Below are 22,644 nucleotides of genomic sequence, written 5' to 3' on the forward strand. Positions count from 1 at the left end.
CGCCGCAGACGGGGTGACGGAGCTTGACGCTGCGCATTTGCGAGTCAGAGGGTTTGACCCGGAGCGCAACCAACGACACTCTGTCATGTATCAATACACGGAGAATCCAAATGCCCGTTCGTTTCCTGGCCACGGCCGCCGCCACTGCACTGCTTGCCGGTCCGGTTGCTGCCGACTACAGCCTGACAATTCTACACACCAATGACTTCCATGCCCGGTTCGAGCCGATTTCGAAGTACGATTCCGGCTGTTCATCTGAGGACAACGCCGAAGGCAAGTGTTTCGGGGGCACCGCGCGGCTGGTGACGGCCATCGCCGACGCGCGGGCGCGATCCAACAACGCTGTTCTGTTTGACGGTGGCGACCAATTCCAGGGCACGCTGTTCTATACATACTACAAGGGCAAGATGGCCGCCGAGTTCATGAACAAGCTCGAATACGACGCGATGACCGTTGGGAACCACGAGTTCGACGACGGTCCAGAAGTCCTGCGCGGCTTCATGGATTCCGTCGATTTCCCGGTCCTCATGTCTAACGCGGACGTCAGCGGCGAGCCTGCCCTGGCGGATGTGTTGATGAAATCCACCGTTATCGAACGCGGCGGCGAGAAGCTTGGCCTGATCGGTCTGACACCACAGAACACCGACGAGCTCGCGAGCCCCGGTCCGAACGTCATCTTCACCGATCCCGCAGACGCGGTGCAGGGCGAGGTCGACAAGCTGACCGCCGAGGGGGTCGACAAGATCATCGTACTCAGCCATTCCGGCTATCACGTGGACCTGTGGGTGGCCAACAAGACCACCGGCGTGGATGTCATCGTCGGCGGACACTCGAATACCTACCTGTCAAACGTCTCCGACAAGGCCGCCGGACCCTACCCCACGATGGTGGGCGACACGGCCATCGTCCAAGCCTATGCCTACGGCAAATTCCTGGGCGAGTTGAACGTGACATTCGATGACGAGGGCAAGGTCACCGAGGCTGTGGGCGAGCCGCTCATCATGGATTCGTCAGTTGCAGAGGACGCGCCGACGGTCGAGCGCATCGTGGAACTCTCGCAGCCGCTGGACGAGATCCGCAACAAGGTGGTGGCCGAGACGGCGGAGGCCATCGAGGGCAGTCGGGACGTCTGCCGCGCAATGGAATGCGCCATGGGCAATCTTGTTGCCGATGCGATGCTCGACCGCGTGAAGGATCAGGGCGTACAGATCGCCATCGCCAACGGCGGCGGATTGCGTGCCTCGATTGACGCGGGCGAGGTGACCATGGGTGAGGTGCTGACTGTGCTGCCCTTCCAGAATACGCTCTCGACTTTCGAAGTGTCTGGCCAAACGCTTGTGGACGCGCTGGAGAACGGCGTGAGCCAGGTGGAAGAAGGGGCAGGGCGCTTCCCGCAGGTCGCCGGCTTGAAATTCACCTGGGATCCCGCAGCCGAACCGGGTGCGCGCATCGCCGAGGTGCAGGTTCAGGATGGTGACGCGTGGATGCCGCTTGATCCATCGGCGAGCTATTACGTTGTCTCAAACAACTTCGTTCGCGGCGGTGGCGACGGCTACGGGATGTTCACGGATGCCGAGAACGCCTACGACTTCGGGCCGGACCTGGCCGATGTAACGGCGGAATACCTTGCCAAGACAGGGCCCTACACGCCCTACGTCGACGGACGGATTGCCACCGTCAACTGACGGCGAGCACCCTTGGAACAAGCGAAGCGCCGACAAGGTTCGGCGCTTCGCAATTACTGGCGCGCGCAACGCCCCAGCCTTCGTAGCGCAGCTTCCTCAAGCGAGTCATCTGCCATGAAACCCAGCGTTTGGACTCTTTCATTTGCACTTTGTTTCGCCGCCGCCGGCGGATTTGCCGAGGAAGTGCGGGTCTACAACTGGTCTGACTACATCGACGAGGGCCTGCTCGAAGCGTTCGAAGCCGAAACCGGGATCAAGGTGATCTACGACGTCTTCGATTCCAACGAGGTGCTGGAAACGAAACTGCTGGCCGGAAGTTCTGGCTACGACGTCGTTGTCCCATCCGACAGTTTCCTGCGGCGGCAGATCCAGGCCGGTGCCTTTCAGAAACTCGATCCGGCGAAATTGCCGAACGCAGGCAACCAATGGGATCTCATCGCCAGCCGCACCGCCGAGTTCGATCCAGAGAACGCCTATTCGATCAATTACCTCTGGGGAACGACCGGGGTCGGTGCCAATGTGGAGAAGGTGATCGAGGTCCTGGGTGAGGATGCGCCGTTCGATTCCCTGGCGTTGGTGTTCGACCCTGCGAACATGGAAAAGCTCAGCCAGTGCGGGGTCTACTTCCTCGATGCGCCGGTGGAGATGATTCCGGCCGCGATGAATTACGCCGGGCTGGACCCGAATTCGACGGACAAAGCCGCCTTCGCCAAGGCGGAAGAGGTATTGACGGCCGTCCGTCCCTTCGTGCGCAAGTTCCACTCATCCGAGTACATCACCGCGCTGGCCAACGGCGAGATCTGTATCGCGGTAGGGTGGTCAGGCGACATTCTGCAGGCGCGGGACCGCGCAGACGAGGCCGGCAATGGCGTGGAGATCGCCTACAACCCGTTTCGGGAGGGCTCGGCGATGTGGTTCGACCAGATGGCAATTCCCGCGGACGCCCCGCATCCCGATGCCGCTCATGCATTCCTGAACTTCATGCTTGAGCCTGAGAACATTGCCGCTGTGTCGAACTACGTCTACTACGCCAACGGCAACCTGCCGGCGCAGAGATTTCTAGCCGATGACGTGATCGGAGATCCGGCTATCTATCCTGGTGAGGAGACGATGAACACGCTCTGGGTCTTCGATGGCTGGGATCCGAAGACCCAGCGGCTCGGTACGCGCCTTTGGACGAAGATCAAGTCCGGAACGTAGCTCGGGGCAGGGCGCTGCTCCGCTAGTCATGCCATTTGGTTCGCTCTAGGCGCGGCAATCTGTGTGAAAAATGTGACAGTGGGGATTGCGGCCGTGCGGCGCCGCTCCCATATCGCATCCGAGGCCCGCGACATCGCCGTGCCGCCGGGCGGGCGGCGAAATCTCCTGCGGGCGCTTGGAAAAAGGAGTTACCGATGGACATGGAGAAGTTCACGGAGCGGTCGCGCGGGTTCCTTCAGGCCGCGCAGACCATCGCGATGCGAGAAGAGCACCAGAGGCTTGTGCCCGAGCATCTGCTGAAGGCTTTCATGGATGACGAAGAGGGGCTTGCGAGCAACCTGATCCGGCGCTCTGGCGGATCGCCCGAGCGCGTGGTCGACGCCGTGGACGCGGCGCTCGCCAAGATACCGAAAGTGTCGGGGGACGGCGCGCAGGTCTATCTCGATCCGAAGCTGGCGCGGGTGCTCGACGAGGCGGAGAAGATCGCCACCAAGGCCGGCGACAGCTTCGTACCGGTCGAGCGCATTCTGACCGCGCTAGCGGTTGTGCGGTCCGGCGCGAAGGAAGCGCTGGAAGCAGGCGCAGTCACGGCGCAGGGGCTCAACACGGCGATCAACGACGTGCGCAAGGGGCGTACGGCGGACACGGCGAGCGCCGAAGAAGGCTATGACGCCCTCAAAAAATATGCCCGCGACCTGACAGCGGCGGCACGTGAAGGCAAGATCGACCCGATCATCGGACGCGACGACGAGATTCGGCGCACCATGCAGGTGCTCAGCCGGCGGACGAAAAACAATCCCGTCCTGATCGGCGAGCCCGGCGTGGGCAAGACCGCCATTGCCGAGGGGCTGGCGCTTCGCATTGTCAACGGCGATGTGCCGGAAAGCCTGCGCAACAAGGTTCTGATGGCGCTGGACATGGGGTCGCTCATTGCCGGCGCGAAGTATCGCGGCGAGTTTGAGGAACGGTTGAAGGCGGTGCTGAGCGAGATCACGGCCGCCGCTGGTGAGATCATCCTCTTCATCGACGAGATGCACACGCTGGTGGGTGCGGGCAAGGCGGACGGGGCGATGGATGCCTCCAACCTGCTGAAGCCGGCGTTGGCGCGCGGGGAGTTGCACTGCGTGGGAGCGACGACGCTCGACGAATACCGCAAGCATGTGGAAAAGGACGCAGCCCTTGCCCGTAGGTTCCAGCCCGTGATGGTCGAGGAGCCGACAGTCGAGGATACGATCTCCATCCTGCGCGGGATCAAGGAGAAGTACGAGTTGCACCACGGTGTGCGGATCTCCGATTCCGCGCTGGTGGCTGCCTCGACGCTGTCACATCGCTATATCACTGACCGTTTCCTGCCCGACAAGGCCATCGACCTGATGGACGAAGCCGCGAGCCGGTTGCGCATGGCGGTCGATTCCAAGCCGGAGGAACTCGACGCGCTCGACCGTGAGATCCTCCAAAAGCAGATCGAAGCGGAGGCATTGAAAAAGGAGGACGATCAGGCCTCCAAGGATCGGTTGGAGAAGCTCGAAGAAGAGCTTTCGAACCTGCAGCAACGTTCGGCCGAGATGACGGCTCGCTGGCAATCCGAGCGGGACAAGCTCGACACGGCGCGCGATCTGAAGGAACAGCTGGATCAGGCGCGGGCGGAACTCGACATCGCCAAGCGCGAGGGCAACCTCGCCAAGGCTGGCGAGCTTTCCTACGGGATTATCCCGGGACTGGAGAAGCAGCTAGCCGACGCCGAGAGCTCCGAGGACGATGTCATGGTCGAAGAAGCCGTCCGGCCGGAACAGATTGCCGAGGTGGTCGAGCGCTGGACGGGGATTCCCACGACGAAGATGCTGGAAGGAGAGCGCGAGAAGCTCCTGCGCATGGAAGAGGAGATCGGCAAGCGGGTGATCGGCCAGCGGCAAGCGGTGACGGCGGTTTCGAACGCCGTGCGGCGGGCACGCGCCGGGCTCAACGAGGAGGGGCGGCCGCTGGGCTCCTTCCTGTTCCTAGGACCCACGGGCGTCGGCAAGACGGAGCTGACCAAGGCGCTGGCGGAATTCCTGTTCGACGACGACAGCGCGATGGTGCGCATCGACATGTCGGAGTTCATGGAGAAGCACTCTGTGGCCCGGCTGATCGGCGCGCCTCCGGGCTACGTGGGCTACGACGAGGGCGGTGTGCTGACCGAGGCGGTGCGTCGCCGGCCCTACCAGGTGGTGCTTTTTGACGAGGTGGAGAAGGCGCATCCGGATGTCTTCAACGTGCTGCTTCAGGTGCTGGACGATGGTGTGCTCACCGACGGACAGGGCCGGACGGTGGACTTCAAGCAGACGCTGATCGTGCTGACCTCGAACCTCGGGGCGCAGGCGCTGAGCCGGCTGCCGGACGGGGCGGATGCCTCGGAGGCCAAGCGGGACGTGATGGACGCGGTGAAGGCGCATTTCCGGCCGGAGTTCCTGAACCGGCTGGATGAGATCATCATCTTCGACCGGCTCAGCCGGAGCGATATGGACGGGATCGTGCGGATCCAGCTCCGGCTCCTCGGCAATCGGCTGGAGCGGCGCGGGATCACGCTGGAGCTCGACGAGGCGGCACAGACCTGGCTCGCGGACGAGGGCTACGACCCGGTCTTCGGGGCCCGGCCGCTGAAACGGGTGATCCAGAAGGCGCTGCAGGACGAGCTGGCGGAGATGATCCTCGCGGGCGACGTGGCCGAGGGGGCGACCGTGCACGTCTCGGCCGGGGCGGACGGGCTGATCGTCGGCGACCGCCTGGGCTCCACCAACCGGCAGCCGCCCCAGGACGCGGTGGTCCACTGAGGCCGTTAGAACTCGGGGCGGGGGACCTCCCCCGCCCTGTCTCATCGTGAGACATTTTCCCGTATCAATGATTTCAATGGGTTGCGGGGGCGGATTTACCCCTCGTTAAGATAATTTGGTAAAACGGGGATACGATTGGCTGCATGGTCTGGTTTGCAGGCCTTCCGAAACCTCGGTGCCGGCACGAAACTCAGCCGCTTCAGGAAACAGCATTCATCAACCAGGGCGTACATCGGCCATTCGCCGCTGCGCGTTCTACGGTCAGCTTTGATCCATGGAGCTTTGTTTGTCGGTGCCGACGGCTTGTTGCTCCGGCTACAACTGGCGGATACCGGTTGGCTTTTTGATGTGGTTTCGATCCCAGGAAGGTTCGAACTACGGCGTCTTCCTCTGATCGCCCACGATCCGGCCGTCCTCCAACGTCATTATCCGGTCGGCAAGATCGAGAATACGATTGTCATGGGTAACCATCACGGTCGTCGTCCCGCGCTCCTGGCCAAGCGTCTTCAGCATCCGAACGACAGCCATGCCGGAATCGTGGTCCAGCGCGGCGGTGGGTTCGTCGGCGAAAACGACCTCGGGGTTCGACACCAGCGCTCGCGCAATGGCGACGCGCTGTTTTTGTCCACCGGAAAGGTTGCCGGGGAGATAGTCGATCCGGTCGCCGAGGCCGACGAGGCGAAGCATGTGCTCCACCGCCACGTTGTGCCGGGCAGGATCGCCCCGTCCGTGAACCTGCAAACCGGCCAGAACGTTCTGCCTGGCAGTCAGGCTTTCATGCAGGTTGTGGGCCTGGAATATGAAGCCGAGCCGCCGTCGCATCGCCTCGAGCGTTTGAATGCCCGCGCCCTTCAATTCGGCCCCGAAAAGGCGCACGGAACCATCCTGCACCTCCCGCAGGCAGCCCATGAGCGTGAGCAGTGTCGTCTTGCCTGAGCCGGAGGGCCCCATCAGGATAGTCAGGCTGCCACGATCCACCTCCAGTGAGACGTCATAGATCGCCTGTTTGCGGACCTCTCCCGCTCCGAACCAGTGATTCAAGCATTCCACCACAATCGGCGACATCAGAACAACTCCGCCGGGTCGGCTGCGCGCAGGCGCCGGGCCGCAAAGGTGCCGGAGGCCGCACAGGCAAGGATCGTCCCGGAAAAGACACTCGTTGCCCGTGCGATGGTCATTTCTATCGGCAGGCCCGTCAGACCGGCAACGAACTGGTAGAGGCCGACCGCCACGATCAGCCCGGGGAGGAAGCCGATCAGGCCGAGAACGACGGATTCTTCCAGAACGATGCCGAGGAAGAATCGGTGCGGATAACCCATTGCCTTGAAGGTCGCGTATTCCGACAGGTGGTCGGCAACATCGGTGGACAGTACCTGGTAGACGATGACAAGCCCGATCACCACGGCCATCGCCACGCTGAAGCCGAAGATGACCCCGGTGGGCCGCTGTGTCAGCTGGTAGGTCAGGTCATCCGCCTTGGCAGTCTCCAGTGTCCGTACCTTTACCGGCTCCGGGGATAACCGCTCGGCCAGCCTGGCGACGACCGCCGTGGACTCTGCCCCGTCCGAGACATCGACGAGAATGTGCGACGGAGTGCCGGAGATCCTGCTCGGGAACAGCCGCAGGAAGGTCTGGTCGGACACCGCCAGTGACCCGTCGGCCGAAAAGCTGCCGCCCAGATCGAAATTGCCCGTCGCGGTAATCGTCCGGCCGTTCACCTCGAACTGAAGCGGCGCTTCTGGCGAGACGCGCGACAATGCCTCGGAATCGGCCGCCCGCGTGCCTCTGTCGATCAGCGCGGTATCGGGCATGGCGAGGCTGGGCAGCGCCTCCCGGATGAAGCTGCCGGCAAAAGCCTGAGCCTCGACGGGGAGACCATAGACGATCATCGTTGCGATGGAGCCGTCGTGGCGCGTCCAGTCCACGTTGGCAAGATACAGGGGAGCGGCGGCCTCGACCTGCGGGTCGGAAAGCGCCCGGAAAAGCACCCGCCGCGACAGCGGGGAGCCGTCCGTCAGCGTGTTGGCATCCGAGGAGGAAATGAAGATATCCGCCTCGAAAGGCGCATAGGCGATGGCAACGGTGCCATTCAGCGCCCCCAGGATGCCAAGCTGGACCAGGACGAGGACATTGGCGAAGGCCACCCCGGCCAGCGCCGCTATCATCCGCCCTCGGTTATGGGTCAGTTGCAACCAGCCGATGGGCAATCGCCCCAGGAGTGCGGCAAGCAGGCGCGTCACGGCTCTGCTTCCACTTCGATACGTCCGGTGACTTCCAGGCCGGTCAGAGCCGCCGCGCGCTCCGAGGAACCGGCGTCGAGAGCGACCGTGACCCGCACAATCCGGGCATCGGTATTCGCCGCCGGGTCTGCGGACAGGATCGACTGGCGCTCGACCTCCAACCCGATCCGCGTAACTTTGCCGGTCAGTGGCGCAGGCAGCGCGGGGCTCGATAGCGAGACGGCCAGTCCATGTGCCACGCGGGCAATATCGGTCTGGTACACCTCCAGTTCCGCTTCCATCCGCTCGGTGGTCCCCAGCGTCGCGATCCCGGCCGTGTCGGGCTTCTCTCCCACACGTACATGAAGCGACAGGATACGACCGGGTTGCGGCGCCAGGACCTGTCCGCGGGCAAGATCGCTTTCGGCCAGGGCGAGATCGGCCCGCGCAACATCCAGCTGCCGGGCTGCGAGCACGACATCAGGCTGCGCCTCGCCACCACGCTGCCGCGCGAGCTGGGCTGCGGCCCGGTCGAGGTCACGGGCGGCCTGTACCGACAGGGCCTCGGCCCGGTCGAGTGCCGCCTGGGTCGACACGCCCCGCTCGAAGAGATCACGCTGCCGTGCAGCCTCTTCCTCGGTCAACTCGGTGATAGAGGCCGCCCGGTCGTAGTTTGCCTGCGCTTCGGCCAGCGCGGCCTCCACCGCCGCCCGCGCTTGCACAAGAGCCGCTTCCTTTGCAGCAACATTTGCCTGAGCCGCTGTGACGGCCGCGAGGTATTGCGGAAGACTGTCCAACTCGGCGATTGGCTGCCCAGTTTCCACGAGCTCACCCTCCGCAACCAGTATCCGTGCGACACGGGCGTCTCCGGCGCCAAAGGGAACCGCCAGTCGCACGACGTCCCCTTCCGGGATCAACCGCCCCAGAGCCGTGACGTTCGAAGGCGCCTCGGGCGTCGCGGCAGGCGGCAGGGCGGGCTCGACGACGGATGGCCGGCCTTCGGTTCCGGTCTCAAGCCCGGCAACGCCAAGCAATGCCCGCAGCGCTGGCGGTTCGAAATACATGCCTGCCAGCGCACCGGCGCCGAGGAATGCGACCAGCAACGGGACCCGCCACAGCTTGAACCGATGATAGAGATCTGGCCGCGTCTGACCGGGTGCCGGAGTATTCACGGCAGTCGGCGTGCCAGTGTCTGAGAGCGGAAGCGATGGATCATGTTTCATGTGCGGCCGTCTCTACTGGAGTTTCCCACCACGATCTTGCCCGACGGGCGCGCAAGGCGGATCACGGTCATGGCGAGGCCTCGGGTGCTGTTCAGATCGTCTTGAGCCCAACCTAACCCTCCGAATGTCAAGTGCGGTCAAGCTTGTGTAAAGTTGGGTAAAATTACGCCGCCTTGCGCGCTCCGTGCGGTATGGATTGGCCGAGTGAAGAGAGGATGAGACCGGTGACCAAGGTTCTCCTTGTCGATGACGACGTCGAGTTGACGACCCTGCTCCAGGAGTATCTTTCAGAAGAAGGCTACGACGTTTCGACGGCGTCGGACGGGCGAGCCGCCATCTCGGCGGCGGCGGCCAATACGGTCGACCTGATCGTGCTCGACATCATGATGCCGCGCATGAACGGGATCGAAGTGCTTCAGAGGATCCGGAAGCAGAGCCAGGTTCCCGTATTGATGCTGACGGCCCGTGGCGATGACGTCGACCGGATTTCCGGCCTGGACCTTGGTGCCGACGACTATGTGCCGAAACCCTGCTCTCCGGGCGAACTTGCCGCCCGGGTGCGCGCGATCCTGCGGCGCACGAAACAGCCGGCAGGACGCGGAAGCAACGCGCCGGTGCGGGCGGGCCGTCTGGTGCTCTACCCGGGCACCCGGACCGCCGAATGGGATGGGACGCCGCTCGATCTGACAGGCACCGAATTCAGCCTGCTCGAGGTCCTTGCGCGCGATGCGGGCCAGCTCGTGTCCAAGCAGGACATCTCGAAACGGGCTTTCGGAAAGCCGCTGACCCCGTTCGATCGCCGCATTGACGTGCATTTGAGCAGCGTGCGCCACAAGCTTGGCCTGAGAGAGGACGGACAATCGCAGATCCAGTCCGTCCGTGGCCAAGGCTACCAGCTACTTCTGGATTGATATGCCGAGGCTGTTCCGCAAGTTCCTCACGATCATCTGGCTGACGGTCCTTGGCTCCGTCGCGGCGATGGCTCTTGTGTTAGACGCGTTTCAGGCGGCGCCGCAGATCACGCAACTGGAGCTTCAGAAGCGGGAGATCCTTCTCGATTTGGCTGAAGCCATACTGGTCGAGGACGGAGAAGCCGCAGCCATACGCTTTGCCGCGAACAGCGAAAACGCCCAGCCGCTGGGGCTTGAGGTCATGAGCCTTTCGGCGCGAGAGGCCTGTACGGCCGAGCCGGCACAGTATGTCCGGCTCGTCCCGTACGAAGGCGCATGCTACCGCATTTCGGTGGCGAGTCCCGAGGGCCTGGTGTCGAGCCGGTTTGCGCCGATCATGCTGATCCTGGCGGTTCTGTTGTCGAGCCTGATGGCGGCAGTTTTCCTCGCCCGCTATCTCGTCAACCCGGTCGAGCGCCTTCGCGATGGACTCAGCGCGCTTGCGCAGGGCCGTTTCGACACCCGCATCGGCGACAGCATGGCCACGCGGAAGGACGAGATCGCCGCGCTCGCCAGCGATTTCGACACGACGGCCAAGCGGCTTCAGGAGCACCAGGACGCGCAGCAGCGCCTCTTTCACGACGTGTCGCACGAGTTGCGCTCGCCCCTGTCCCGGCTTCAGGCAGTCACAGGCATCCTGCGGAAGAACCCGGCAAAGCTGGCCTCCATGCTCGACCGGATGGACCGGGAGGTCGAACGGCTCGATGCGCTGGTCGGCGAGGTGCTTGTGCTCGCCCGGATGACGGCTGGCTCCGACGATCCTTTTCAGACCCAGAGGCTGGATGTGATCGAGATACTCAACGACATCCTCGCGGATGCGTCCTTCGAAGCACAGGGACGAGGGGTGTCCATTACGACCGATATCGAGGGGTCCTTCATTGCCGATGTGGACGGTGAACAGGTCTATCGCGCGCTGGAAAACGTCATCCGAAACGCCACGAGGTATACTGCCGAGAATTCCCGGGTAGCCGTGCAATGCGAGGCGGACGCCGATCGGTTGACTATGCGTGTCGTGGATCAGGGGCCGGGCGTCGGGGACGACGAGTTGGACAGGATCTTCCAGCCATTCTCCCGTGGCTCTGACGCCGTGCCGCAAGGAGGCTACGGGCTTGGATTGGCGATCGCGAGACAGGCTGTCGAACGACATGGTGGTCGCGTGTCCGCGGAACTGCCAGAGAGCGGCGGTTTGGCGATCACATTGGAGATTCCCCGGTGTCCATCAATGCCGCGCCCCAAGGCCGACGAGGTCTGAAACCGAACGACGGTCCGAGCAACCAAGGTAGAGGGTTCGCAGGCAGTTTTACGCAATTTTACAATACCTTTACCGCCATTTACGCCCGCCTTGCTATATAAGCCTCTGCGGGCCTTCGCCCGCGTTGATTGAAATGCCCAGACGGGCACATTGAGGTGTGACGGATGGTTTCTGCGGGCCACAAGACAGCAGGACCCGACAGTCAGCGGCGTATGTTGCTTCGGGCCGAGTTCCTGGCGCTCTATGTGGTCGTTCCGGTCATTCTGGCGGTATTTCTGCCGCCATCCGCAATGCTTTCCGTCTTGCTTGCCGTCACGCTGCTGGGAGCGATCCTGTTGCACATAACCCCAGGCTTTCGCTGGAGTGACCTGACGCATGACTGGAGGCATATCGAGTGGCGGATCGTGGCGATCTTCACATTCATCACCGTCGCGGTGTCCTGGACAATTCAGATCGCATTGCTGCCAGACGCGTTTCTGGTGGTCTACCGCATGAATCCCTGGGTCTGGCTGGCGATCATGGCGCTCTACCCGATCCTGTCTGCACTCCCGCAAGAGATCGTGTTCCGCCCGCTGTTCTTTCGCCGCTACGATCCGATCCTGCCGTCGCAACCTGCCGCACTGATTTTGAACGCGGCGGTCTTTTCCTTGGCGCATCTTCTCTATTGGAACTGGGTCGTCTGGACGATGACTTTTGCCGGCGGGCTGGTCTTTGCCTGGGCCTACAAGGCGCGCGGGTCCTTCCCGTTGGCGGTGGTCCTGCATGCGGTCGCGGGAAATATCCTGTTCACCATCGGGACAGGCATGTTTTTCTACACGGGAACCATTGTGCGGCCATTCTGAAAGACCACGGGGTGCGTCAGGAAATGTGCCTTGATCGTGCTTCACATTCCTCCACCAATGAAGCCGCCCGGCGCGTTGCGGACACCGTGCTAGCGTTGCCTAAAGGTCTGGAACGGGCCGCAAATTTCCGTCCATGCCAGTTGCCGAAATAGGTAGAAACGGCAGACAACTGCCATTCGCGGCGGTCTGCGCCAAAGTCCAAGTTGCGGAACTCAACGCCATTCACCTGAATGTCGGGACGAGCTTGGCGTGGCGTTTCCCCCTTCTCATTCGAAACACGCTTTTCGGTTTCTCGGCTCCATCGAGATCCGCGATACCGGCAGGAAAGAGACGCTCGCCGGCCCTGTGGACGTGCGGCGCGGCAGATCGTTGAGCTTCTATCGGCAGGATAGACCTGCCCACGGGCTCGGTGCCGCATCTCGATTTGAAAGATGGAAATTTCCGCTGAAAACGCCGATAGTTCTCGAAGCTGCTATTTGCCAGCGCACCGGGCGGACATCCAAAGGAAAGCGAGATGAAAGTTCGTGCAGCAGACGAAACGTCCCAGCGTGAAACGCTGAGCTTTGAGACCGATCGGGGCGCGTCACGATCGGTCTGGATCGCCGGTGCACTTGTGGTGGCGATCGTTGCCTGGATGGGGAGTGGCCTGGTCTTTCCATCTGACACCTCCGAACCAGTGACACGCCGCGGCGAGCCGCAACCGGTTTCGGTTGCCGTGCGCCGGTCGACAGCCGAGTCCGTCACGCAGCTCTTTCAAGCCGAAGGTCAAGCCCTTCCTGACCGGGACTCTGCGCTTCGGGCCGAGACGTCGGGGACAATCGACGAGGTCTATGTGGTCAAGGGCCAGATGGTCGAACAAGCGGCGGTCGTGGCCCGGTTCGATCGAACTGAGGCCTCCGCAGAACTGGCGCGCGCCCGTGAGGACGTAGCGCAGGCACGGCGTGAGCTTCAAAATGCACAGACGCTATTCGAACGTGGCGTCGCAACGACGGATCGCCTGGTGCTGGCCCGGGTCGCATTCGCGGCGGCAGAGTCGCGGCTTACCAATGCCCGAGAGGCTGTTGTCGATGCCGGGATCACGGCGCCGTTCACAGGGCGGATCGAAGCCTTGGACTTGGACCCGGGTGAGTTCATTTCTGCCGGAGCGGAAGTCGGCCGGATCGTCGACAACCGCCCGTTGACGGTGACTATTCAAGTGCCTCAGCAGTCGTTGACTCGCATTCATGACGGGCAGACCGCAACCGTGCGCTTCATCACGGGCGAGGTCCGCGAAGGCAGGGTCATTTTCGTCGGGACGTCTGCCTCGGCAGAAACGCGAACCTTTCTGGCCGAGGTCCGTGTTCAGAATCTGGACGGCGAGATTCCCGCGGGGATATCGGCCGAGGTGGAGATTCCGACCGGCGAAACGGTTGCCCATTTCCTTTCGCCCTCGGTCGTGTCCCTCAATGCCGATGGTGAACTGGGCGTCAAGACGGTCGGCGCCGACAACGTCGTACGCTTTCACCATGTCGCCCTCGCTCGTTCGCAACTTGATGGGATTTGGGTGACCGGACTTCCGGATACGGCCGATATAATCACGGTCGGCCAGGGATTTGTGCGCGACGGGGAAACCGTTCGTCCAAGCGCCGAAGAGCCTGGACAATGAACGCGATCATTTCCGCTGCATTCGCACGAACGCGGGCCGTCGTCATGGCGCTGGTAGTGGTGCTCGCGGTGGGCGCTTACGCCTATGTCTCGATTCCGAAAGAGGCGGATCCAGAGGTGCCTCTGCCCTTCTTCTACGTCTCGACAGGTCTCGACGGCATCAGCCCGGGCGATGCCGAACGCCTTCTGCTCGAACCGCTGGAAAAGGAACTCACTTCGATCAGCGAACTGGACAGCCTTGAGTCCTACGCCTCCGAAGGGTCAGCCACCCTCCTGCTGGAATTCAACGCCGGCGCTGACAATGCCGAAGCGCTCGACAATGTTCGTATCGCCGCCGACCGCGCCGAAAGCGAACTGCCCGACGACGCCTATGACATCACCATCACCGAGGTTAACACGGCCCTTTTCCCGATCATCACGGCGATCCTGTCCGGCCCGGTACCCGAGCGCACGCTCAACCGGTTGGCCGAAGAATTGCAGGACGAAATCGAAGCGCTCGAAGGCGTGCTGGAAGTCGATATCGGCGGCAAGCGTTCCGAATTCCTTGAAGTGCTGGTCGATCCCACCGTGTTTCAGACCTACAATCTCAGCTTCGACGAATTGATCGGGCAGATCCAGCGCAACAACCGCCTGATTGCAGCGGGAGCCATCGAGACCGGCGTCGGACGCATCATCCTCAAGGTGCCCGGCCTTATCGAAGACCTGGACGACATCATGTCCATGCCGATCAAGGTACGTGGAAATGCCGTCGTCACCTTCGGCGACGTCGCCTTGGTTCGCAGGGCATTCGAGGATCCCAGTTCATTTGCCCGCATCAACGGCCAACCGGCCCTGGCGCTCGAAGTCAAGAAACGCGCCGGTGCCAACATCATCGAGACAGTGTCGGCTGTTCGAACCCTGGTTGCCGAGATGCGTACCGACTGGCCGGATACCGTGAACGTCACCTACCTGCAGGACCAAAGCGAAACGGTCAAAGACCTGCTGAGCGATCTGGAGGCCAACGTCATCGCCGCCGTGGTCCTGGTGATGATCGTCATCGTGTTCGCGCTTGGGTTGCGCTCGGCGATACTGGTGGGATTTGCCATCCCGGGGGCCTTTCTGGCTGGCGTTATCGCGCTTTGGGTCATGGGCTACACGATGAACATCGTGGTCTTGTTCTCGTTGATCCTGGTGGTCGGCATGCTCGTGGACGGCGCAATCGTGACCACCGAATTCGCGGACCGGCGACTTCAGGAAGGTGCAACGCCGCGCGAGGCCTACGCCCGTGCTGCAAAACGGATGGCATGGCCGATCATCGCTTCAACGGCGACAACGCTGAGCGTCTTCTTCCCGTTGCTGTTCTGGTCCGGCATCATCGGGGAGTTTATGAAATTCCTTCCGATCACGGTGATCCTGACCCTGTTCGCATCGATGTTCATGGCGTTGGTTTTCATTCCAGTGTTTGGCGGGGTCATCGGTAAGCGGCAGGCTCAGACCGCCGGGGCAAAAGCTGCACTGCATGAGGCCGAGTTTGGCGATCCGCGTCGAATGCAAGGGGCCACTGGCGCCTATGTCAGGCTGCTCGAATGGGCAATCCTGCGCCCGGGCACGACGTTTCTGCTGGCGATTGCGTTGCTGTTGGGCAGCTTCGGCCTTTATGGAAAGTTCGGTCGGGGTCTGACGTTCTTTCCCTCCGTCGAGCCGGAATTCATGCAGGTTCAGGTGCGCGCGCGGGACAATTCCTCGATCTTCGAACGCGATGCACTGGTACGGGCGGTGGAAGACCGTCTGCTTGGATATGACGAGATTGCCAGCATCTATGCGCGTTCGACGATGAGTGCCGGGCAAGGCGACGAGGAGACCATTGGCACGCTCCAGCTTGAACTGGTCGACTGGAGCAAACGGCGGACCGCGGAGGAGATCGGCGCCGACATCCGCTTAAGCGTGGCCGACATTGCAGGCATCGACGTTCAGGTCCAGACAGACAGTGGCGGCCCGAGCTCGGGCAAGCCAATCAACCTGAAGGTCACCTCCCGGTTGCCGGAAGACCAGTTTGCTGCTGTTGAGACCATCCGGCAAATCATGGGCCAGATGGGAACCTTCACCGACGTCACGGACACCCGCCCGCTTCCCGGCGTCGAGGTTTCCATCCTGGTCAACCGCGCAGAGGCCGCGCGCTTTGGCGCCGATGTCAGCCTGCTTGGCCAGGCGGTCCAACTGCTGACGCAAGGTATTACCGTTGCGGAGTACCGGCCCGATGACACCGACGACGCTCTCGACATCCGGGTGCGGTTTCCGCGGCAGGAACGCTCGCTTGCCGAGCTGGGCAACCTGCGCGTTCCAACCTCCGCCGGGCTGGTCCCGATCTCGAACTTCGTCACGTTCGTACCAACCCCGCGCACCGGTATCATCAGACGATTGGACCAGAAACGCGTAACGACCGTCGAAGCCAATGTTCTGCCCGGGCTTTTGGTCAACGATCAAGTTAACGCGCTTAGCGCTGCGCTTGCCTCTGCCGACCTGCCGGAAGGCGTCAGCTACAGTTTCGGCGGCGAGGCCGAAGATCAGGAAGAGAGCATGAACTTCCTCATCAGTGCGTTCCTGGCTGCGGTCTTCCTGATGTTCGGCATACTCATTCTACAATTCAACAGCTTCTACCAGGCGTTGGTGGTGATGAGCGCGATCGTCTTTTCAATTGCCGGCGTGCTTTTGGGTCTGTTGGTGACCGGGCGCCCGTTTGGCGTGGTCATGGGGGGCATAGGGGTAATCGCGCTTGCCGGGATCGTGGTGAACAACAACATCGTCCTGATCGATACTTACAAAGATCTCAAACGCGCGGGGCAAAGCCCGCTGGAGGCCGCGCTGCGTACCGGCGCCCAGCGATTGCGGCCGGTGGTCCTTACCTCGCTGACGACCTCCCTTGGGCTCATGCCAATGGTCATCGGCGTCAATCTGAACTTCTATACCCGCGAGGTCATCTACGGCGCCCCTTCCACGCAGTGGTGGACAGAACTGTCGGCCGCCATTGCGGGTGGCCTCGTCGTCGCCACGGTTCTAACCCTCGTCGTCACACCGGCGATGCTGATGCTCGGAGAGAAACGGGCGCTTCGAAGCGTGCCGTCGCCTTAAAAGGTCTGAGGAACTCACCCCCAACGCCGGACGGGTGCCGGCTCGGAAGTCAGAGTTGATGTGAGGCGCCCTGTGCCGACCTCAGATGTATCCCGACTGTGAGCCTGCAACGAATGTCGGCTTCGACGGGTCGCCGCGGTGCAAGAGAATTGCGGCATGAACGGCAGCAGTGGGTCGGTCGCTACACATGGAAGTCTGTTACGCTTACGAAGCCATCACAATGCGCGTGGGTCGGCAACGCGTAGCAATGCGCCCCGACAGACGCACCGCGAGCCGGGCAGCGTCGCCTTGAGCCCGTGCCGCGCGATGCCGTCGAGACCCCGTGTCAGCGGTGCCATGAGCGCCGCCGTGCGTCTCACTCCTGGCCGAACCAGCGTTCCATCTGGTCGAGCACGTCGTCGATGAGGCCCGGCGATTTCGCTTCCGGGCCGGAGAAGCGGAGGATTCAGCCGGTGCGGGTGAGTTCGCGGCGCACCGTAAGGCCATGGCGGATCCGGGCCATGCGGCGGGGGGCGCGGGGCGTGCCGGGGGTGGCTTCGCCGGGGCGCGGGTTCAGCGCCTCGTCGATCACCGGGGCGAGGGCGGCCCATTGGCTGGCGAGCGAATGGGTGGCGCGGCTCGGCAAGGCATCGTGCAGCAGGTCTTCCCAGCCCGAGCGCAGCGCGCCCGCGAGGCGGTCGAGCCGGGCGGTGGAGAGGCGTTCGGGCGTGGCGAAGCAGCCGTCGAAGGCCTCGGCGACCATCAGGTGCCCGCGCAGGCGCGAGCGTTTCTGGCGCGAGAGGGCGGGGAAGAGGCCGTCGATGGCGGCGTCTGGCGTGTCGAAGAGCCCGGCGGCGAGGCAGGTGAGGATGAGCCGCGCCTTCTCCCACGGGCTGATCTGGGCGCGGATCTCGTTCTCGGTGACCATGGCGGCGAGCGCTTCGGGGATGTCCGCGGGGCGGCGCAGGAAGGCGGGGATGGTTTCGCGGCCGAGGTCGCGGAAGACGGCGAGGCGGCGGTGGCCGGAGATCAGGCCGTAGGGGCGGGGGCCCTCGCAAGCGAAGATCTCGACCGGCTGGCGCAGGCCGTCGCGCAGGATCGAGAGGCGCAGTTCGGCGAAGGCCTCGTGATCGCTGGCGGCGCGGTCGCGGGGCAGGGCCTCGGCGTCGATGTCGGACAGGGCGATGTCGTGGAGGGGGGCGGGCATGTCTGTCTCCTGGAAGCTCCGGGAGAGTATGCCGCGGGTCGCGCGCCGTTGCGCGCGGGGCCGGCGGGGCGTCCGCTGGCGCAGGGTCGCGGCGGGCGCCGCCATGGCAGCGCCCGCCGACGAAAGGTCAGCCCTCGGGCAGGATCACCTTGTCGACGACATGGATGACGCCGTTGGAGGCCATGATGTCGGCCTGCACGACTTCGGCGTCGTTGATCATCACGCCGTCGCGCCCGTCGACCGTGAGCTTGCCGCCATTGACCGTCTTGGCGGTCACGGTCTGGCCGGCCACGTCCGCCGCCATCACCTTGGCCGGGACCACGTGGTAGGTCAGGATGGAGACGAGCTGGTCCTTGTTCTCGGGCAGAAGCAGGGATTCGACGGTGCCGTCGGGCAGGGCCGCGAACGCGTCATCGGTGGGGGCGAAGACGGTGAAGGGACCGTCGCCCTTGAGTGTGTCGACAAGCCCGGCCGCGGTGACGGCGGCCACGAGGGTTTCGAAGGACCCTGCGCCGACGGCGGTGTCGACGATGTCCATCGAGTGGCCGTCCGCGAGGGCGGGGCCGGACAGCATGGTGGCCGAGGCGAGGGCGAGGAACGTTCTGCGGATCATATCCGGATCTCCTTGTGTGTTCAGACTTCGAACGCCCGAACTGGACGTCGAATATCCCTACGCGGCCGGTCCGGATGTGGATGTGCCATGCGCGCGCCGAAATCTCGAAAATCGTGGTTGATATCCGCCCGGCGCGCGCTAAGCCCGGCGGTGGCGCGAGGTCAAGTCACGAAGCGATGACGATATGTGATCGCCGGGGCCGGGGATGCGGGCAAATTTCTTGCTCCACCCGGTGCGGCGCGTCAGGGTGAGGCTGTGCTGTGGAGCGGGGCCGGGGAGGATGTCGGAATGGATGGAGTCATGGGCTGGACGCTGTGGTCGCTCCAGATGCTGTCGCTGTCGTTCGTCTTCATCATCGGGGTGGTCCTGTTCGTGGCGGTGAGCTTCTTCGTCGCCGACCGGTTCCAGACCAAGGACGCGATCCGGCGGAACTACCCGGTGATCGGGCGGTTCCGGGGATGGTTCTCGGAGCTGGGCGAGTTCTTCCGGCAATACTTCTTCGCCATGGATCGCGAGGAGCTGCCGTTCAACCGGGCGCAGCGGGAATGGGTGGACCATGCCGCCGACGGGGAAAGCAACATGGTGGCCTTCGGATCGACGCGGAATATCGGCGCGGTCGGCACGACGATCTTCGTGAATGCGGCCTTTCCGCCGATCGACGGGCAGTTCGCGTCGACCGAACCGATGGTCATCGGACCCGAGTGCCGAACGCCGTTTGTCGCGCGGTCGATCATCAACCTGTCCGGCATGAGCTTCGGCGCGATCTCCAGGCCAGCGGTGCGTGCCCTGAGCCGGGGCGCGGCGCGCGCCGGGATCTGGATGAACACGGGGGAGGGCGGGCTCTCGCCCTATCACCTGGAGGGCGGTTGCGACATCGTCTTCCAGATCGGCACGGCGAAATACGGTGTCCGTGACGAGGACGGAAAGCTGTCGGACGAGAAACTGCGCCAGGTGGCGATGCACGAGCAGGTGCGAATGTTCGAGATCAAGCTCAGCCAGGGCGCGAAACCGGGCAAGGGCGGGATATTGCCGGGCGCGAAGATCACGCCGGAGATATCCGCGATACGGGGCATCCCCGCGGGGCGGGACAGCATTTCGCCGAACCGGCACGAGGAGGTCGACGACTGGGATGATCTTCTCGACCTGGTTGCGCATGTCCGCGAGGTGACCGGCAAGCCCGTGGGGTTCAAATGCGTCATCGGCTCGCCAACGCAGTTCCGGGAGTTCTTCGACCGGCTCGCATTGCGCGGCGAAGCGGCGGCGCCGGACTTCATCACGATCGACGGGGGCGAGGGCGGCACCGGGGCGGCGCCGATGCCTTTGATCGACCTCATGGGGATGCCGATCCGGGAATCGCTGCCGCGCGTCGCCAACCTGCGCGACGAGTTCGGACTGAAGGATCGGATTCGCCTGATCGCCTCGGGCAAGCTCGTGAACCCCGGCGATGTCGCCTGGGCGCTGGCGGCGGGCGCGGATTTCGTCACCTCGGCGCGCGGGTTCATGTTTGCGCTCGGCTGCATCCAGGCGCTGAAATGCGACCGCAATACCTGCCCGACGGGAATAACGACCCACGATCCGCGTCTCCAGAAAGGGCTGGTCGTGGAGGAAAAGGAGGCGCGCGTCGCGCAATACGCATCCGCGCTCACCCACGAGGTGGAGGTGATCGCCCATTCGGTCGGCGTGAGCGAGCCGCGCCAGATTCGGCGCCGGCATGTCCGTATCGTGCAGTCGGACGGCACGTCGATTCCGATGAACGAGATCTACCCCAGTTATCGTGCCGGGGAGTTGCCGCCCAAGTTCCAGCGGCCGCCGGATGCGGGCCATACGCTGCACCTGCCCTGACCGATGCGCGCCCTGCGGCCTGACAATCGTCAACGTTCGCGTGATATTTGATGTCAGAGCCGCAACTTGCGGGATTTTTGCCGTATCTAGAAGGAAATCGCAGGAGGACCGAAATGGCCGGACGCTGGAAGAACGACCTTGGATGGTCGGATGTGACACCGAAAGTCGCGTGGATGAACCGCCGGCAGATCATGTTTGCCGCGGGGGCGGCGACGTTCGGCGCCATCGCCGGGCCGGTTCAGGCGAAACTGGGCGCGGCCGCCTCGCAGTATTCCACCGCAGAGACCCCGAACACGTTGGAAGAGGTCACCAGCTTCAACAATTTCTACGAGTTCGGGACGGGGAAAGAAGACCCCAAGCGGAATGCCCACACGCTGACGACCGACGGCTGGCAAGTCGAGATCGACGGGCTCGTCGAGCGGCCCGGCACGTGGAGCATGGATGACGTACTCAAGGGCACGTCGCTGGAAGAACGGATCTACCGGCTGCGGTGCGTCGAAGGCTGGTCCATGGTGATACCCTGGGTGGGGTTCGAACTGGCCGACCTGCTGAACCGGGCGGGCGTGCAGCCGGGAGCCAAATACGTCGCCTTCGAAACGGCGCTGCGGCCCGACGAGATGCCCGGCACGCGGACCCGGGTGCTGGAGTGGCCCTATGTCGAGGGACTCCGCCTGGACGAGGCGATGAACCCGCTGACGATCCTGGCAACCGGGCTCTACGACGAACCCATTCCGAACCAGAACGGCGCGCCGATCCGGCTGGTCGTGCCGTGGAAATACGGTTTCAAGTCGATCAAGTCGATCGTCCGCATCACGCTGACCGAGGACGAGCCTCCGACCTCCTGGAACAAGGCGATCCCGCGCGAATACGGATTCTACTCCAATGTGAACCCGGAGGTGGATCATCCGCGCTGGAGCCAGGCGACGGAGCGGCGGATCGGCGGCGGTTTGTTCGTGAAGCGTATTCCGACGCAGAAGTTCAACGGATATGGCGACGAGGTCGCCGGGCTTTATACCGGTATGGACCTCAGCAAGTTCTATTGAGCCATGAGCGACCGGTCGAACGTGCTGACCTGCCCTGACTGCGGACATCGTACGGAAGCGACCATGCCGACCGATGCCTGCCAGTGGTTCTTCGAGTGCCCCGCCTGCGCGGCGCTGCTGCGGCCGTTGCCGGGCGATTGCTGTGTCTTCTGTTCCTTCGGTGAAATGCCCTGCCCGCCGGTCCGGCAGGAAAGAGAGTGCTGCACATGACCCCCTCCCAGACGATCAACGGCGCGCTGCGCCATGTTCCCGCCTGGCCGCTCTATATTCTCGGGGCGGTGCCCGTGGCCTGGCTGTTCTGGCAGGGTGTGACGGGTGGGCTCGGCGTCGATCCGGTCAAGGCGATCGAGCACCAGCTGGGGCTCTGGGGCCTGTGGCTGCTGATCGCCGGGCTGGCGGTCACGCCCCTGGGGCGGTTTACCGGGGTGCGCCTGATCAAGTTCCGCCGCGCCATCGGCCTGCTCGCCTTCTTCTATATCCTCGTGCACCTGCTGGTCTGGCTGATTCTGGACGTTCAGATTCCGGCGTTGATCTGGCAGGACATCGTGAAGCGCCCCTATATCACCATCGGCATGGTGGCATTCGTCCTGATGCTGCCGCTGGCGCTGACCTCGAACAATTGGTCCGTGCGGCGCCTCGGCGCCCTGAGGTGGCGGAAACTGCACCGTCTCACCTATGTTGTGGTTCCGCTGGGGGCGATCCACTACGTGATGTTGGTGAAGGGCTGGCAGATGGAACCAATCTACTACCTCGCCGCCATTCTCGGGCTGCTCGCACTGCGCAAGGTTCCCAAATCCATCGGGATGCCGGCCCTGTTCGCACGGGGACGTCCGACGCGCCCCTGAGTCTCCCTGCCGACTCGCCCGGTGCGTGGTTTTTGCGCCGGCCGCATCCTCCCACGCTGGGTTTTGTGGACGTCCGGGGAGTTTTTTATCCCGTAAGGCATTGATATTGTTTTTCTTTCCAAGAAATCCCAAAAAACTGTCATGTTTCTGCAAAAAACCCCTTGCGGGTATTGGTTAGTATC

The 22,644-nt window shown here is 63.3% G+C and carries 17 protein-coding genes; 12 read left to right on the top strand and 5 right to left on the bottom strand.

Annotated features, from left to right (window positions below; genetic code table 11):
- Positions 1-110: 110 nt before the first annotated feature.
- The 3 genes from ARC39_RS24245 to clpB all read left to right on the top strand — a co-directional run bounded on the left by ARC39_RS24245 (position 111) and on the right by clpB (position 5,695).
- The gene (locus ARC39_RS24245) at positions 111-1,685 is read left to right on the top strand and encodes a bifunctional metallophosphatase/5'-nucleotidase (RefSeq protein ID WP_068119143.1); all 1,575 of its coding nucleotides are present in this window, start codon (positions 111-113) and stop codon (positions 1,683-1,685) included.
- Positions 1,686-1,799: 114 nt separating this feature from the next.
- On the top strand, positions 1,800-2,885 hold the full coding sequence (locus ARC39_RS24250) for a polyamine ABC transporter substrate-binding protein (protein WP_068119146.1): 1,086 nt from the start codon (positions 1,800-1,802) through the stop codon (positions 2,883-2,885).
- Positions 2,886-3,079: 194 nt separating this feature from the next.
- Positions 3,080-5,695, top strand: a complete 2,616-nt coding sequence (clpB, locus tag ARC39_RS24255; RefSeq protein WP_068119149.1) for an ATP-dependent chaperone ClpB — start codon at positions 3,080-3,082, stop codon at positions 5,693-5,695.
- Positions 5,696-6,070: 375 nt separating this feature from the next.
- Here clpB and ARC39_RS24260 read toward each other — a convergent pair whose 3' ends face one another.
- Genes ARC39_RS24260 through ARC39_RS24270 form a run of 3 tightly spaced genes read right to left on the bottom strand, consistent with a single transcriptional unit; the run spans position 6,071 to position 9,137 of the window.
- On the bottom strand, positions 6,071-6,760 hold the full coding sequence (locus ARC39_RS24260) for an ATP-binding cassette domain-containing protein (protein WP_068119152.1): 690 nt from the start codon (positions 6,758-6,760) through the stop codon (positions 6,071-6,073).
- Complete coding sequence (gene devC / locus ARC39_RS24265) at positions 6,760-7,935, bottom strand: ABC transporter permease DevC (RefSeq protein ID WP_068119154.1); 1,176 nt, start codon at positions 7,933-7,935, stop codon at positions 6,760-6,762. The genes ARC39_RS24260 and devC overlap by 1 nt, the downstream gene beginning before the upstream one ends.
- Entirely contained in the window at positions 7,932-9,137 is a 1,206-nt protein-coding gene (locus tag ARC39_RS24270) for an HlyD family efflux transporter periplasmic adaptor subunit (RefSeq protein WP_068119157.1), read from the bottom strand. Before ARC39_RS24270 ends, devC begins: the two co-directional genes overlap by 4 nt.
- Before the next feature lie 224 nt (positions 9,138-9,361).
- Between ARC39_RS24270 and ARC39_RS24275 the strand changes: the two genes are divergently transcribed.
- The 5 genes from ARC39_RS24275 (at position 9,362) to ARC39_RS24295 (ending at position 16,933) form a co-directional block, all read left to right on the top strand.
- Positions 9,362-10,048 (top strand): response regulator, encoded by a 687-nt coding sequence (locus ARC39_RS24275; protein WP_068119192.1) that lies wholly within the window; start codon positions 9,362-9,364, stop codon positions 10,046-10,048.
- Positions 10,017-11,339 (top strand): HAMP domain-containing sensor histidine kinase, encoded by a 1,323-nt coding sequence (locus ARC39_RS24280; RefSeq protein WP_201455802.1) that lies wholly within the window; start codon positions 10,017-10,019, stop codon positions 11,337-11,339. Before ARC39_RS24275 ends, ARC39_RS24280 begins: the two co-directional genes overlap by 32 nt.
- A 164-nt stretch (positions 11,340-11,503) precedes the next feature.
- Positions 11,504-12,181, top strand: coding sequence for a CPBP family intramembrane glutamic endopeptidase (locus ARC39_RS24285; protein WP_068119161.1), 678 nt, complete (start codon positions 11,504-11,506; stop codon positions 12,179-12,181).
- A gap of 514 nt (positions 12,182-12,695) precedes the next feature.
- Complete coding sequence (locus ARC39_RS24290) at positions 12,696-13,826, top strand: efflux RND transporter periplasmic adaptor subunit (protein WP_068119164.1); 1,131 nt, start codon at positions 12,696-12,698, stop codon at positions 13,824-13,826.
- The gene (locus ARC39_RS24295) at positions 13,823-16,933 is read left to right on the top strand and encodes an efflux RND transporter permease subunit (RefSeq protein ID WP_068119166.1); all 3,111 of its coding nucleotides are present in this window, start codon (positions 13,823-13,825) and stop codon (positions 16,931-16,933) included. Before ARC39_RS24290 ends, ARC39_RS24295 begins: the two co-directional genes overlap by 4 nt.
- Before the next feature lie 445 nt (positions 16,934-17,378).
- Here ARC39_RS24295 and ARC39_RS24300 read toward each other — a convergent pair whose 3' ends face one another.
- Both ARC39_RS24300 and ARC39_RS24305 read right to left on the bottom strand, forming a co-directional pair.
- Positions 17,379-18,119, bottom strand: a complete 741-nt coding sequence (locus tag ARC39_RS24300; RefSeq protein ID WP_068119169.1) for a ParB/RepB/Spo0J family partition protein — start codon at positions 18,117-18,119, stop codon at positions 17,379-17,381.
- A gap of 127 nt (positions 18,120-18,246) precedes the next feature.
- On the bottom strand, positions 18,247-18,732 hold the full coding sequence (locus ARC39_RS24305; RefSeq protein WP_068119173.1) for a fasciclin domain-containing protein: 486 nt from the start codon (positions 18,730-18,732) through the stop codon (positions 18,247-18,249).
- Positions 18,733-19,032: 300 nt separating this feature from the next.
- Between ARC39_RS24305 and ARC39_RS24310 the strand changes: the two genes are divergently transcribed.
- The 4 genes from ARC39_RS24310 (at position 19,033) to msrQ (ending at position 22,462) form a co-directional block, all read left to right on the top strand.
- Entirely contained in the window at positions 19,033-20,574 is a 1,542-nt protein-coding gene (locus tag ARC39_RS24310; protein ID WP_078059460.1) for an FMN-binding glutamate synthase family protein, read from the top strand.
- A 113-nt stretch (positions 20,575-20,687) separates the two neighbouring features.
- Positions 20,688-21,617 (top strand): protein-methionine-sulfoxide reductase catalytic subunit MsrP, encoded by a 930-nt coding sequence (gene msrP, locus ARC39_RS24315; protein WP_068119176.1) that lies wholly within the window; start codon positions 20,688-20,690, stop codon positions 21,615-21,617.
- A gap of 3 nt (positions 21,618-21,620) precedes the next feature.
- Positions 21,621-21,827: a GDCCVxC domain-containing (seleno)protein gene (locus ARC39_RS26325; protein WP_078059459.1), complete on the top strand. Its 207-nt coding sequence runs from the start codon at positions 21,621-21,623 to the stop codon at positions 21,825-21,827.
- Positions 21,824-22,462 (top strand): protein-methionine-sulfoxide reductase heme-binding subunit MsrQ, encoded by a 639-nt coding sequence (gene msrQ / locus ARC39_RS24320; RefSeq protein ID WP_068119179.1) that lies wholly within the window; start codon positions 21,824-21,826, stop codon positions 22,460-22,462. The genes ARC39_RS26325 and msrQ overlap by 4 nt, the downstream gene beginning before the upstream one ends.
- Positions 22,463-22,644: the final 182 nt, after the last annotated feature.

Source organism: Tropicimonas marinistellae (genome assembly GCF_001509585.1).
In the GTDB taxonomy this organism is placed as follows: domain Bacteria; phylum Pseudomonadota; class Alphaproteobacteria; order Rhodobacterales; family Rhodobacteraceae; genus Tropicimonas; species Tropicimonas marinistellae.